We start from the raw sequence: 12,964 nt of genomic DNA, 5'->3' as shown, positions 1-12,964 counted from the left end.
GCCGCGCTGCGGTCGTTGCTGCTATGCCGGCTGTGCGGCACAAGGAAGGAAACCGATGCGCCTGCGCCGCTGCGCCAGCCTGATGTTCGAGCCTCGCGAGGCGGTCACCCTGGACCTGCGCGCGATGCTGGCCGGCCACGCCGAGATGGACAGCCAGATCAGCTGGGTGGCGCTGGCCGCCCACCTGGACCAGCCACTGCCGGTGGACGCCGAGGAGCGCCAGCTGCTGGGCGGGCTCAGCGCGCACCGCTGGAGCGAACCGCCCGCCGATGCCTGCCCGGCCATGCTGGCCCGCCTGGTCGAACAGGGCCTGCTGTTGACCGACCCACCGAGCGAGGTGGGGCACCAGATGCGCGACGAGGCGCTGCGGCGCAGCCAGTGGTGGCCATTGGCTGCGCTGGCCCATCGCCATGCGCGCTGGCAGGCCGTGGACAGCGTGGAGGACATGCGCCGGCAGGGCTTGGACACCGCGGCCGGCCTGCGCCAGCGCCTGGGGCCGCCACCGCCGGTGGTGCAGCCGATGCAGGGCGACTACCAGCCGCTGCCGCGCAGCGAAGAGGCCGCGTTCGATGCACTGCTGGCGCGTCGCACCACCTGCCGCAATTTCGACCCGCAGCGCGCGTTGCCGCTGCCACTGCTGGCCCAGGTGCTGCAGCGGACGTTGATGGCGCACGCGGTGCAGAAGGTCGAGCGCGATACCGAGTTCCTGAAGAAGAACGTGCCTTCCGGTGGCGGCCTGCATCCCACCGAGGGCTTCCTGCTGGTGCAGAACGTGGAAGGACTGGCACCGGGCTTGTACCACTATCATCCGGTGCAGCACGCCGTGCTGCCGCTGCCCTCGCCACCGCCGCAGGCGTTGCCTGCGATGGCGCGGCGGATGCTGTCCGGGCAGGCGTGGTTCGCCGATGCGCCAGCGCTGCTGGTACTGGCACCGCGTTATGACCGCTGCTTCTGGAAGTATCGCAACCATGCCAAGGCGCACCGTGCGGTGACGCTGGACGTGGGCCACATTTCGCAGTTGCTGTACCTGTGCGCCACCGAGCGCGGGCTGGCAGCATTCGTGACAGCGGCGATCAACGATGCCGATGTCGATCGTGCTTTTGGGTTCGATGGCATCGGCCAGAGCGCGATGGCCATCTGTGGCCTGGGCTGGCGCAGTGCCACGCTGGACACGGCCGAATTCGATCCGGCCGGGCGGGTGGCGACGGGCGACGACCGCTGAGCGGCCGTCGCCCCGGCGATCAGGTCGCCTCGAAGTCCACCAGCACCGCGCCGTCGCCGACCTGGTCGCCGGCCTTGGCACGGTAACCCTTCACCGTGCCATCGGCCGGTGCCTGCAGGGTGTGCTCCATCTTCATCGCTTCCAGCACCACCAGCGGCGTGCCGCGCTTGACCTCGGTACCGGCCGCGACCAGCGTGGCCACGATCCTGCCCGGCATGGGTGCCAGCAGGCTGCCGGCGTCGGCCACGGCGTGGTCCGATTCACCCACTGGATCATGCAGGGTGAAGCGGTGCTGGCCGTCGGCGCCGAACAGGTACAGCTGGTTACCGTCGCGCAGCAGCTGCAGCGACCCGCGGCGCTCGCCCAGCTGCACCGTCAGTCCGTGCACATCGGCCGTGCCGATCACCCGCACCGGTGCAGCGTCATCGCACTGCACGCGCCAGCCATCGGCCTGCGCCCACACCTTCAGCGTGTGCTTGCGTTCGCCCTGCTGCAGCGGCACTACGCGCGGCGCGGACGCACCGAGGCGCCAGCCATCCTGTGACCGCCACGGCGAATGCGGATCGCGCACGTCGGTGCTGGCGGGCGCCGTGCTTGCCACCGCGGCCACGGCGGCCAGCAGCCACAGGTCCGCACCCGCGTCGCCCACGGCACTCAATGCCGCCTGTTCGCGTTCGATCAGCGCCGTATCCAGCCTGGCGTGCGCGAACGAATCGGTATTCACCAGGCGGCGCAGGAAGCCGGCGTTGGTGGTCACGCCCACCACCTGGCAGTCGGCCAGGGCCTGGCTCATGCGGCGCAGCGCGGCGTCGCGGTCCACGTCCCAGACGATCAGCTTGGCGATCATCGGATCGTAGTACGGGGTGATGCTGTCACCTTCCTCCACGCCGGTATCGACGCGCACGTTGGCCGACGCTGCCGGCAGGCGCAGGCGGCGCAGGGTGCCGGTGGAGGGCAGGAAGCCACGGTCGGCATCCTCGGCGTACAGCCGCGCTTCGATCGCGTGGCCATGGATGGCCAGCTGGTCCTGGCGCAGCGGCAGCGGTTGGCCCGAAGCCACGCGCAGCTGCCACTCCACCAGGTCGGTGTCGGTGATGTATTCGGTGACCGGGTGCTCGACCTGCAGGCGGGTGTTCATTTCCATGAAGTAGAAATCGCCGTCCGGGCCGGCGATGAATTCCACCGTGCCCGCACCCTCATAGCCCACTGCGCGTGCGGCATCGACCGCGGCCTTGCCCATTGCAGCACGACGTTCGGGGCTCATGCCCGGCGCGGGTGCTTCTTCCAGCACCTTCTGGTGGCGGCGCTGCACCGAGCAGTCGCGCTCGAACAGGTAGACCGCCTCACCGTGGCTGTCGCCGAACACCTGGATCTCGATATGGCGCGGGCGCTCGACGTACTTCTCGACCAGCACGTGGTCGTTGCCGAACGCCGAGGCCGCCTCGCGCTGGCAGCTGGCCAGCGCATCGACGAAGTCCTCGCTGCGTTCGACCTTGCGCATGCCCTTGCCACCGCCACCGGCGCTGGCCTTGATCAGCACCGGGTAGCCGATGCCATCGGCCTGCGCGCGCAGGAAGTCCGGCGCCTGCTGGTCACCGTGGTAACCCGGCGTCAGCGGCACACCGGCCTTGGCCATCAGCGCCTTGGCCGCGCTCTTGTCACCCATCGCGCGGATCGCGCTGGGCGGTGGCCCGATGAAGGTGATGCCGGCGGCGGCACAGGCATCGGCGAAGTCGGCATTCTCGGACAGGAAGCCGTAACCGGGGTGGATGGCCTGTGCGCCGGTAGCGCGCGCGGCGTCAAGCAGGGCATCGCCACGCAGGTAGCTCTCGCGTGCGGCGGCCGGGCCGATGTGGACGGCTTCGTCGGCCAGGCGCACGTGGCGTGCGTTGCGGTCGGCATCGGAATACACCGCCACGGTGGCGATGCCGAGGCGGCGGCAGGTGGCGATGACGCGGCAGGCGATCTCGCCGCGGTTGGCGATCAGGACTTTGCTGAACATGGCAACGTGCTTCATAGGAGCGTGCTCGGTCATGGCACGGGTCACATGCGGAACACGCCGAAGCGCGTCTGCTGCGGGGCGGCGTTGAGGCTGGCCGACAGCGCCAGCGCCAGCACCTGGCGGGTGTCGGCCGGATCGATCACGCCGTCGTCCCACAGGCGCGCGCTGGCGTAGTACGGGTGGCCCTGCTGTTCGAACTGGTCGCGGATCGGTGCCTTGAAGGCATCCTCTTCCGCCGCCGGCCACTGGCCGCCCTTGGCTTCAATGCCATCGCGCTTGACCGTGGCCAGCACACTGGCGGCCTGCTCGCCGCCCATCACGCCGATGCGCGCGTTCGGCCACATCCACAGGAAGTTCGGCGAGTACGCACGGCCACACATGCCGTAGTTGCCGGCACCGAACGAGCCGCCGATCACCACGGTGAACTTGGGCACCCTGGCACAGGCCACCGCCATCACCAGCTTGGCGCCGTCCTTGGCGATGCCGCCCTGTTCGTACTTGCGGCCGACCATGAAGCCGGTGATGTTCTGCAGGAACACCAGCGGGATGTTGCGCTGGGTGCACAGCTCGATGAAGTGCGCGCCCTTCAGGGCCGACTCGGAGAACAGGATCCCGTTGTTGGCGATGATGCCGATCGGGTAGCCGTTCAGATGGGCGAAACCGGTCACCAGCGTTGCGCCGTAGCGCGGCTTGAACTCGTCGAAGCGCGAGCCATCCACCAGCCGCGCGATCACTTCGCGAACGTCGTAGGGCTTGCGCGTATCGGCCGGGATCACGCCATACAGCTCATGGGCCGGCAGCAATGGCGCTTCAGGGGGCCGCACCGCCATCGCCGGTTCCGGCTTGCGCCAGTTGAGCTGGGCGATGATCGCGCGCACCCGTGCCAGTGCCTGCAGATCGTTGTCGGCCATGTGGTCGGCCACGCCGGAGATGCGGGTGTGCACGTCGGCGCCACCCAGTTCCTCGGCCGTGACCACTTCACCGGTGGCCGCCTTCACCAGCGGCGGGCCGCCGAGGAAGATCGTGCCCTGCTCGCGCACGATCACGGTCTCGTCGCTCATCGCCGGCACATAGGCGCCACCGGCGGTGCAGCTGCCCATCACGCAGGCGATCTGCGGAATGCCCTGCGCCGACAGGTTGGCCTGGTTGTAGAAGATGCGGCCGAAATGGTCGCGGTCGGGGAAGACTTCGTCCTGCAGCGGCAGGAACGCGCCACCGGAATCGACCAGGTAGATGCACGGCAGGTGGTTCTGCTCGGCGATCTCCTGCGCGCGCAGGTGCTTCTTCACCGTCATCGGGTAATAGGTGCCGCCCTTGACCGTGGCGTCGTTGGCCACGATCACGCATTCCACGCCGCTCACCCGGCCGATGCCGGCCACCACGCCCGCGGCGGGCACGGCGTCTTCATACATGCCGTGCGCGGCCAACGGCGCGATTTCCAGGAAGGCGCTGCCGGGGTCGAGCAGGGCGTCGATGCGGTCGCGCACCAGCAGCTTGCCGCGCGCGGTGTGCTTGGCGCGTGCCGCCTCACTGCCACCCAGCGCGGTGCGCGCGAGGGTGGCATGCAGGTCGTCGACTACGGCCTGCATGGCCGCGCGGTTGCTTTCAAACGTTTCGCTGCCCGGTTGCAGCTGGCTGTTCAGGACGGTCATCGCGGTGGCCTTACAGGGTGCGCTGGAACAGTTCGCGGCCGATCAGCATGCGGCGGATCTCCGAGGTGCCGGCGCCGATTTCATACAGCTTGGCGTCGCGCCACAAGCGGCCGGTCGGGTATTCGTTGATGTAGCCATTGCCGCCGAGGATCTGGATCGCCTGGCCGGTCAGCCAGGTGGCCTTCTCGGCGGCGTACAGGATCGCACCGGCGGCGTCCTGGCGGGTGGTGCGGCCCTGGTCGCAGGCGCGCGCCACGGCATAGACATACGCGCGGCAGGCACCCAGGCCCACGTACATGTCGGCGATCTTGGCCTGGATCAGCTGGAAGCTGCCGATCGGTTCGCCGAACTGGTGGCGCTCGTGCACATAGGGCATGACCACGTCCATGGCCGCGGCCATCAGGCCCAGCGGGCCACCGGACAGCACCACGCGCTCGTAGTCCAGGCCGGACATCAGTACGCGCACGCCACCGCCGACCTGGCCCAGCACGTTCTCTTCGGGAATCTCGCAGTCCTGGAACACCAGCTCGCAGGTGGGCGAGGAGCGCATGCCGAGCTTGTCCAGCTTCTGCGCGGTGGAGAAGCCCTTCATGCCCTTCTCGACCAGGAACGCGGTGATGCCCTTGGCACCGGCCTCCATGTCGGTCTTGGCGTAGACCACCAGCACGTCGGCATCCGGGCCGTTGGTGATCCACATCTTGTTGCCGTTGAGCACGTAGCGGTCGCCGCGCTTGTCGGCGCGCAGCTTCATCGACACCACATCCGAACCGGCACCCGGTTCGCTCATCGCCAGCGCGCCGACCAGGCTGCCGTTGCACAGGCCGGGCAGGAAGCGCTGCTTCTGTTCTTCGTTGCCGTTCTTGCGCAGCTGGTTCACGCACAGGTTGGAGTGCGCGCCATAGGACAGGCCGATGCCGCCGGAGGCGCGCGAGATTTCTTCCATCGCCACCACGTGGGCCAGGTAGCCCATGCCGGTACCACCGTATTCTTCTTCCACGGTGAGGCCGAGCAGGCCCTGTTCGCCCAGCTTCGGCCACAGGGCCAGGGGGAACTGGTTGCTGGCATCAGCCTCGGCGGCCAGCGGTGCGACCTCGGCGGCGGCAAAATGGGCCACGCTCTGGCGCAGCAGGTCGATGTCTTCGCCAAGATCGAAGTTCAGGGATGGCACGTGCATTGTGGTGGCTCCACGGCGGGATGGCAGGGAATGGACGCACCCGGCGGGGGAGCGGGCGGCGGTCGGCAGGACCGCCACCCGCACGGGCGATGGCCCAGCGTAGCGGGGTTCGGATAAGAAGTGAATACGAATTCAAAAATTGAAACTAGAATCAGAACATGGCCTATAAACGCTCTGCATTGATGGAAGAACGCCTGGCGGGCGCCCGTGAACGGATCCTGCTGGCCACCCGCGAGCTGGTCGCCACCGGCGGCTGGCGCAACGCCCCGGTGACCGCCGTGGCGACCCAGGCGGGGGTGTCCACCGGCCTGATCTATCGCCACTTCCCGTCCAAGGCCGAGCTGTTCGTGGAGGTGCTCAACGCCGCGGTGGCCCACGAGGTCGCGATCATGGAGCGCATCGCCAGCGGTCCGGAGGTGGCCAGCGAGCGCCTGCGGCTGGCAATCACCGCCTTCGTCCGCCGCGCCCTGGCCGGGCCGGGGCTGGCGCACGCCTTCATCGTCGAACCGGTCGATCCGGACGTGGAGGCCGAGCGCATGCGCGGACGTCGCGCGTTCGGCGACGTGTTCCTGCGGCTGGTGGAGGAAGGCGTGGCCGCCGGTGAGCTGCCGGCGCAGGACGCGCATGTGGCCGCCGCGTGCCTGGTCGGCGCCTTCACCGAAGCGATGGTCGGTCCGACCGCGCCCAGCCGCGAAGCGCACCGCGACGAAGACGCGCTGGTGGATGCGATCTGCAGCTTCTGCCTGCGCGCGATCGGTGCCCCGGTAATCCGGTAGCGCCGGCCGCTGGCCGGCTTCTGTTGCTGGGGTCAGATCCCTTTTGCGGCGCAAAAGGGATCTGACCCCATCCCCGACCCCAGCCCCCGGCATGTTGCGCCGCACCAGCAGTGACGCCTGTTGTCGCACGCAAGGCGCGTTCTATACTCGGTCCATCACGCAGTCGCTCAGCCGTGGTCCAACGACTATCAGCCAGGGGTAACGAAGAGTGCGGAATTACGATCTGGAGTTCCTGAAACGCTTCTCCATGGTGATCGCGCTGCTGGCGACCATCACCCTCGGCCTCATCCTCCTTGCCGCCTACATCCACACCCGGATTCCGCCCGAGGTGTCGCCCACTGCGGCCAAGCGCACCGAACAGCGCATTTCGCCCACCGGCGCGGTCTATGCCGGCAGCACCGGCGCCGCCGCGCAGGCCGCGGCCAAGGCCGCCGCGCTGGCCAAGGCGGCGTCGCAGGTGGCCTACGGCGGCACCAAGGATGGCAAGGTGATCTTCGACAACCTGTGCACCGCCTGCCACACCAACGGTGTGGGCATGGCACCGACGCTGGACCATTCGCATTGGGACAAGCGCATCGCGCAGGGCAAGGACACCCTCTACAAGCACGCCATCGAGGGCTATACCGGCCCCGACGGCGGGATCATGCCGCCCAAGGGCGGCAACCCGGCGCTGACCGAAGAACAGATCCACGCCACCGTGGACTGGATGCTGGGCAACCTGAAGTAACCGCCGCAACGCGCCGCTTCCTGTAGAGCCGAGCCCGCGCTCGGCTGCTCTCCGCGCGGTGTGGCCAGGTGCAGCCGAGCATGGGCTCGGCTCTACGATCCCCCGGCTTTGCCCACCGAGGCCTGATCGCTCATATGCCCCCGCTGCGCAGGCGGGGTTTCGCATTTCAGGGTTAGTCTGTGCGCCTCTTCCATGGAGTCGCCCGTTGATGCGCCGCCGTTCCCTCGCCCTTGCCCTGTCCCTGCTGCTGCCGGCCGGCGCCTTTGCCCAGGCCCAGCCGCAGGCCACGCCGGTCGCGCCGCCCTCCGTCGCGCGCGGCAGCGCCACTGTGGTGCTGACCGCTGCGCCGGCCGACTGGCGCGCGCTGGATGGGCAGCGCGTGCGCATCGCCGCGCCGCTTACCCTGGCCGGTACCGATGGCCTGCAGCACTTCGGCCAGCTCACGGTGGCGTTCGATGGCCGCCTCTGGCAGCCGACCGAAGTGGCCGCGCCGGGCACTGCCGGCTATGAGCAGGTGATGGCCGACAACCAGCGCCGCCGCCTGGTGCTGGAGGATGGCAGCGATGCCCGCGACCCCGCCAGCGTGCCCTACCTGCCGGGCAACCCGGTGCTGCGCACCGGCATGCAACTGCGCAATGTGGAGGGCATCGTGCGCGTGGACGCGCAGGGCCATCCGCGCCTGCAGGTCGAAGGCGCGCTGAAGCTGCCGGAACTGAAGCGCCCGGCAGTACCCACGGTGCCGGGAAGCCTGCACGTGGCCGCCTTCAACCTGGAGAATTTCTTCAATGGTGACGGCCAGGGCGGTGGCTTCCCGACGCTGCGCGGCGCGCGCACGCTGGACGAGCACAAGGCGCAGCTCGCCAAGCTGGTCACCACGGTCAATGCGTTGGGCGCCGATGTCGCTGCGCTGATGGAACTGGAGAACGACGGCTACGGCCCGCAGTCGGCCATCGCCGAACTGGTCGATGCGCTCAACCGCGACCGCGGCGCGCAGGGCGACTGGCGCTTCGTCGACGCCGGCAACGGCCCCGGCGACAACCCGATCCGGGTCGGGATCATCTACCGAAGCACGCGCCTGCAGCCGGTCGGCAAGCCGGCCACGCTGACCGGCGGCCCGTTCGTCGAGCACAGCCGCGTACCGTTGGCGCAGGCCTTCCAGGGCAAGCAGGGCGCGCCGTTCGTGGTGGTTGCCAACCATTTCAAATCGAAGGGTTGCCGTGACGCGGCCGGTGCCGACGCCGATCGCAACGACAATCAGGGCTGCTGGAACGCCACCCGTGTGACGTCGGCGCAGCAGCTGCACGCCTGGCTGCAGACCGATCCGACCGGTACCGGCGCCAGGGACGCGGTGCTGCTGGGTGACTTCAATGCCTACGCGATGGAAGACCCGATCCGCGCCCTGCATGATCTGGGCTGGCAGGACGCGTTCAAGGTTGCCAAGGTCGAGCATCCCTACAGCTACGTCTACAACGGCTACACCGGCCGCCTCGACCACGCGCTGCTGAACCCGGGCATGGCCAGGCGCCTGCGCGGTGCCGCCGAATGGCACAGCAACGCCGACGAGCAGGACGCCAGCGGCTACCAGGGCCGCAACGTGCAGGGCCCGTGGCGCAGCTCCGACCACGACCCGCTGCTGCTGGGCTTCGACAAGTAACGCGCCAGGCCGGGGTCGGATCCCATTCCCACGGAATGGGCTCTGACCCAAGGCATCGCGGGGTCTGAGGCGTAGGGGTCAGAGCCCATTCCGTGGGAATGGGATCCGACCCCGGGTATCGCTCACCCCCAGGCGATCATCCCGATCGCCAGCACCGCCAGCGCCAGTCCCGCGCGGTTCCACTTCGTGGTGGCCTCGCCGAAGACGAACATGCCTACCAGCGCGCCCAGCACCACCACGCCGATGTTCATGCCGGCGAACACGGTGGCCGGGCTCTCTGGCATCGCCTGGTGCGCATGCACATAGAACAGGATGTTGCCGCCATTGAGCAGGCCCAGCAGTGCACCCGCGCCGAGGTTGCGCCAGGCCAGTCGGCTGCGGCCACTGACATGCCGCCACAGCTGCATTGCCAGCATCAGCACGAAGGCGACGCTGAAACTGGCCAGCACCGCCGCCATCGACGGCGTGCCGGACAGCGCCACCTGCTTGAGCAGCACGTCCACCACTGCGAATCCGGCCCATACGCCCAGCAGCCAGCCCCAGCCGCCGGGTGAGGACGCCACCGCCGGGCCGCGCGGGCGCAGGCTGATGGCCACCATCGCCAGCAGGCCCAGGCCCAGGCCGGCCAGTTTCCAGGGCGTTGCGGTCTGGCCGAAGCACAGGAAGGCGGCGGCCAGGGAAAGCAGCAACGACAGCCGCTGCGCCACGTCGCTGCGGACGATGCCGGCCACCGCCACCGCGCGGCCCAGTACCAGGAAGATCGAGGGCAGCACCACCGCCAGCGCCAGCAGTGACAGCCACGGCGCATGCGGCGCGCGCAGCGCATCCAGCGGTGGCTGCAGCACCACGGCGGTGAGCGTTGCCGCCACCAGATAGTTCCCGGTGACCATCTGCGCAACATCCAGCTGGCGGCGTGCGGCCACCTTCAACAACACCGAAACCAGCACACTGCAGATCACGGCCAGTGACAGATAGAGCATGGGGCGGGCACAGGGCAGGGGCGGGGGACGGTATCATGGTGCCATGCACAAGCCCTTGTTCCCCGTCGCCCCCGGCGAAACCGCCTGCCTCGAACTGGACGGCCCGGCCGGCCCGCTGGAAGTGGTCGTCGACCTGCCCAAGGCCGATGTGCCGGTGCAGCCGATCGTGGCCATCGTCTGCCATCCGCTGTCCACCGAAGGTGGCACCCTGCACAACAAGGTGGTCACCATGACCGCCTCCACCCTGCGCGAGCTGGGCATCGCCACGGTGCGCTTCAACTTCCGCAGCGTGGGTGGTTCGGCTGGCACCTTCGATGGCGGCGTGGGCGAGCAGGATGACCTGAAGGCCGTCGCGGCCTGGGTGCGCAGCCAGCGCCCGGATGACCGCCTGTGGCTGGCCGGTTTCAGCTTCGGTGCGTTCGTGTCGCTGAAGGCCGCCGCCACGCTGCAGCCGGAAGCGCTGATCTCGATCGCGCCGCCGGCCGGTCGCTGGGATTTCGACGGCATCGCGCCGCCGGCGCGCTGGCTGGTGATCCAGGGCGAGCAGGACGAGATCGTCGACCCGCAGGCCGTCTACCAGTGGCTGGACACGCTGGACGCCCCGCATGAGCTGGTACGCATGCCCGAGACCAGCCACTTCTTCCACCGCAAGCTGATCGACCTGCGCGGCGCGCTGACCCACGGCGTCAAGCACTGGCTAGGCGCGGCGGCATGAGTGCACCCGAGCTGACCCCGTCGCAGCGGTATGCGGAAGGGGTTGCCCGTGGCGACTGGCAGAACGATCCGGCCCAGCATGCGGCGCTGGCCGAGCTGGACCGCATCCACCTGGGCCTGCTGGACAGTGCTGAGGATGGCTGGCTGGACCGCCTGTCTTCGTTCTGGAAGAAGCCCGAGCCGATCAAGGGCCTGTACTTCTGGGGCGGCGTCGGCCGTGGCAAGACCTTCCTGGTCGACCTGTTCTACGACGGGCTGCCGATCAAGCAGAAGTACCGCACCCATTTCCACCGCTTCATGCGCAGCGTCCATGAGCGCCTGCGCGAGCACCAGGGCCAGAGCGACCCGCTGGCGAAGATCGCCCAGGAATGGCGCAGCAACCTGCGCGTGCTGGTGCTGGACGAGTTCTTCGTCACCGACATCGGCGATGCGATGCTGCTGGCGCGGCTGCTCGAGCGCCTGTTCGCCGAGGGCGTGACCCTGGTCACCACCTCCAACACCGCAGTGGAGAACCTGTACCTCAACGGCCTGCAGCGCGAGAGCTTCCTGCCGGCCATCGGCCTGCTGCAGCGCTTCTGCGTGGAGCTGTACGCCGAAGGTACCGAGGATTACCGGATGCGCGCGCTGACCCGCTCGCCGGTATACCGCGCACCGCTGGCGGCCGACAGCGACGACTGGCTGGCCACGCGCTGGAACGAGCTGAGCGGCGGCCAGCCGGCCAAGCCCGGCAACATCGAGATCGAGGGCCGCAAGATCCCGGTGCGTGGCCGCGGCAAGAGCATTGCCTGGTTCGATTTCGCCGCGCTGTGCGAAGGCCCGCGCGGGCCCTCGGATTACATCGAGATCGCGCACGAGTTCAACACGGTGCTGCTGGGCGGCATTCCCGCCTTCGACCGCTTGAATGAGGATGCCGCGCGCCGCTTCGTCAACCTGATCGACGAGCTGTACGACCGCCACGTCAACCTGGTCTGCACCGCCAGCACCTCGCCGATCGAGCTGTACACCGGCCAGCGCCTGCAGGGCGCGTTCGAGCGCACCGCCTCGCGCCTGATCGAGATGCAGAGCGCCGAGTACCTGGGTACCCCGCATCGGGCGTGAGGGCGGTTTACTGTAGAGCCGAGCCCACGCTCGGCTGCTTCTGGATGATGTGCCGAAAGGGAGCCGAGCATGGGCTCGGCTCTACAGCAGCGCCGCGCAGCTATCGGGAAGGCGCCAACGCATTCCCACGCGGCCGCTCATCCGGCCCGGCCGACACCTGCAGGCCCGAGCCATCGCCGTGCTCCACCCGAACGCTCTCGCTGCGCTCCAGCAGCCGCAGCGGTTGGCCTTGGTAGCGCACTTCCAGCGCGTCATGGGTGTCGGCCAGCGACTGCACCAGCGGGCACAGCGACTGTGCTTGGGCCTCGATGCGTTCGGCGCGGCCTTCCAGCTGCTGTTCCATCTGCGCGTCCAGACGGTCGGCGCGTGCCTCCATCGCATCGCTGCGTCCGGTGAAGATCTGCCACAGCATGCTGCGGGCGATGGAGGCGGACAGCGACTCGGCCATGTCCTGCACCTTGGCCTCGAAGCCTGGCCCGAACACAGCCTGTTCCCAGTAGCCCTTGCCCAGCGTGCCGCCGATCCAGTCATCGGCCTGCCGGCGCAGGCGCCGGACCTTGCGGCTGTTGGCGGTACCGGTGAGGCTTTCATAGACCCCGTCGAGCACGTCGAAGCTCAGTCCGCTCACTTCATGGGCCAGCGCCGTGGCGGCCGGCATCAGCTGCCGTGCCCCGGCCTCCATCTGCCGAAGGCGGGCCGCGTCGGCCTCGCTGACCGGCACGACCGTGTCGTCCAGGCTCAGCACGCCATCGTGGAACACCACCTCGTGCGGTGCCTGCGGGCCATGCCGCAGCCAGATGCCACCGCTGTCCACCAGCACGTCATAGTCGGTGTGGATACCGCACTGGTCCGCGCGCAGCTTCGGGGTGTCAGCGGCAATTGCAGGTACGGTGACCACAGCAGCCAGCAGGGCCAAGGCGGGTGCTGACAGGCGCATGGTGGAATCCTTTCCGGTCATTGCAGGA

General features: G+C 68.8%; 11 protein-coding genes. 6 read left to right on the top strand and 5 right to left on the bottom strand.

All coding sequences use genetic code 11. The features are described 5' to 3' along the window. Positions 1-55: 55 nt before the first annotated feature. Positions 56-1,222, top strand: coding sequence for a putative peptide maturation dehydrogenase (locus tag AC5P6H_RS15545; RefSeq protein ID WP_046427993.1), 1,167 nt, complete (start codon positions 56-58; stop codon positions 1,220-1,222). A gap of 19 nt (positions 1,223-1,241) precedes the next feature. On the opposite strand, the gene AC5P6H_RS15540 is transcribed toward AC5P6H_RS15545, so the two are convergent. From AC5P6H_RS15540 to AC5P6H_RS15530, 3 genes are read right to left on the bottom strand one after another with little or no spacing between them, the layout of a single operon-like run. Continuing rightward, complete coding sequence (locus AC5P6H_RS15540) at positions 1,242-3,257, bottom strand: acetyl/propionyl/methylcrotonyl-CoA carboxylase subunit alpha (protein WP_495202859.1); 2,016 nt, start codon at positions 3,255-3,257, stop codon at positions 1,242-1,244. Positions 3,258-3,265: 8 nt separating this feature from the next. Continuing rightward, the gene (locus tag AC5P6H_RS15535) at positions 3,266-4,876 is read right to left on the bottom strand and encodes a carboxyl transferase domain-containing protein (RefSeq protein ID WP_014645570.1); all 1,611 of its coding nucleotides are present in this window, start codon (positions 4,874-4,876) and stop codon (positions 3,266-3,268) included. A 10-nt stretch (positions 4,877-4,886) separates the two neighbouring features. After that, the gene (locus tag AC5P6H_RS15530) at positions 4,887-6,050 is read right to left on the bottom strand and encodes an isovaleryl-CoA dehydrogenase (protein ID WP_014645571.1); all 1,164 of its coding nucleotides are present in this window, start codon (positions 6,048-6,050) and stop codon (positions 4,887-4,889) included. 158 nt (positions 6,051-6,208) lie between these two features. Between AC5P6H_RS15530 and AC5P6H_RS15525 the strand changes: the two genes are divergently transcribed. The 3 genes from AC5P6H_RS15525 (at position 6,209) to AC5P6H_RS15515 (ending at position 9,207) form a co-directional block, all read left to right on the top strand. Further along, complete coding sequence (locus AC5P6H_RS15525; RefSeq protein ID WP_014645572.1) at positions 6,209-6,826, top strand: TetR/AcrR family transcriptional regulator; 618 nt, start codon at positions 6,209-6,211, stop codon at positions 6,824-6,826. 208 nt (positions 6,827-7,034) lie between these two features. After that, positions 7,035-7,553 (top strand): c-type cytochrome, encoded by a 519-nt coding sequence (locus AC5P6H_RS15520; protein WP_014035592.1) that lies wholly within the window; start codon positions 7,035-7,037, stop codon positions 7,551-7,553. 208 nt (positions 7,554-7,761) lie between these two features. After that, complete coding sequence (locus tag AC5P6H_RS15515; RefSeq protein ID WP_049441793.1) at positions 7,762-9,207, top strand: ExeM/NucH family extracellular endonuclease; 1,446 nt, start codon at positions 7,762-7,764, stop codon at positions 9,205-9,207. A 122-nt stretch (positions 9,208-9,329) separates the two neighbouring features. Here the strand turns inward: AC5P6H_RS15515 and AC5P6H_RS15510 are convergent, their stop codons facing one another. After that, positions 9,330-10,187, bottom strand: a complete 858-nt coding sequence (locus tag AC5P6H_RS15510; RefSeq protein WP_495202858.1) for an EamA/RhaT family transporter — start codon at positions 10,185-10,187, stop codon at positions 9,330-9,332. A 43-nt stretch (positions 10,188-10,230) separates the two neighbouring features. Between AC5P6H_RS15510 and AC5P6H_RS15505 the strand changes: the two genes are divergently transcribed. Together AC5P6H_RS15505 and zapE are read left to right on the top strand one after the other, a co-directional pair. Then, positions 10,231-10,902: an alpha/beta hydrolase gene (locus AC5P6H_RS15505; protein ID WP_014645576.1), complete on the top strand. Its 672-nt coding sequence runs from the start codon at positions 10,231-10,233 to the stop codon at positions 10,900-10,902. After that, complete coding sequence (gene zapE, locus AC5P6H_RS15500) at positions 10,899-11,999, top strand: cell division protein ZapE (RefSeq protein WP_049441797.1); 1,101 nt, start codon at positions 10,899-10,901, stop codon at positions 11,997-11,999. Before AC5P6H_RS15505 ends, zapE begins: the two co-directional genes overlap by 4 nt. Before the next feature lie 100 nt (positions 12,000-12,099). Here zapE and AC5P6H_RS15495 read toward each other — a convergent pair whose 3' ends face one another. Next, positions 12,100-12,936: a DUF2884 family protein gene (locus tag AC5P6H_RS15495; RefSeq protein ID WP_495202857.1), complete on the bottom strand. Its 837-nt coding sequence runs from the start codon at positions 12,934-12,936 to the stop codon at positions 12,100-12,102. Between the last annotated feature and the right edge of the window lie 28 nt (positions 12,937-12,964).

Source organism: Stenotrophomonas sp. YJH_SMC_110, assembly GCF_059369255.1.
The sequence above is the reverse complement of the archived record's forward strand: the minus strand, read 5'-3'. Positions and strand labels throughout refer to the sequence as shown.

Coding starts and splice junctions, on each gene's coding strand:
- AC5P6H_RS15545 (WP_046427993.1), top strand. CDS start 56: ATGCGCCTGCGCCGCTGCGCCAGCCTGATGTTCGAGCCTCGCGAGGCG.
- AC5P6H_RS15515 (WP_049441793.1), top strand. CDS start 7,762: ATGCGCCGCCGTTCCCTCGCCCTTGCCCTGTCCCTGCTGCTGCCGGCC.
- AC5P6H_RS15530 (WP_014645571.1), bottom strand. CDS start 6,050: ATGCACGTGCCATCCCTGAACTTCGATCTTGGCGAAGACATCGACCTG.
- AC5P6H_RS15510 (WP_495202858.1), bottom strand. CDS start 10,187: ATGCTCTATCTGTCACTGGCCGTGATCTGCAGTGTGCTGGTTTCGGTG.
- AC5P6H_RS15505 (WP_014645576.1), top strand. CDS start 10,231: ATGCACAAGCCCTTGTTCCCCGTCGCCCCCGGCGAAACCGCCTGCCTC.
- AC5P6H_RS15540 (WP_495202859.1), bottom strand. CDS start 3,257: ATGACCGAGCACGCTCCTATGAAGCACGTTGCCATGTTCAGCAAAGTC.
- AC5P6H_RS15495 (WP_495202857.1), bottom strand. CDS start 12,936: ATGCGCCTGTCAGCACCCGCCTTGGCCCTGCTGGCTGCTGTGGTCACC.
- AC5P6H_RS15525 (WP_014645572.1), top strand. CDS start 6,209: ATGGCCTATAAACGCTCTGCATTGATGGAAGAACGCCTGGCGGGCGCC.
- AC5P6H_RS15535 (WP_014645570.1), bottom strand. CDS start 4,876: ATGACCGTCCTGAACAGCCAGCTGCAACCGGGCAGCGAAACGTTTGAA.
- zapE (WP_049441797.1), top strand. CDS start 10,899: ATGAGTGCACCCGAGCTGACCCCGTCGCAGCGGTATGCGGAAGGGGTT.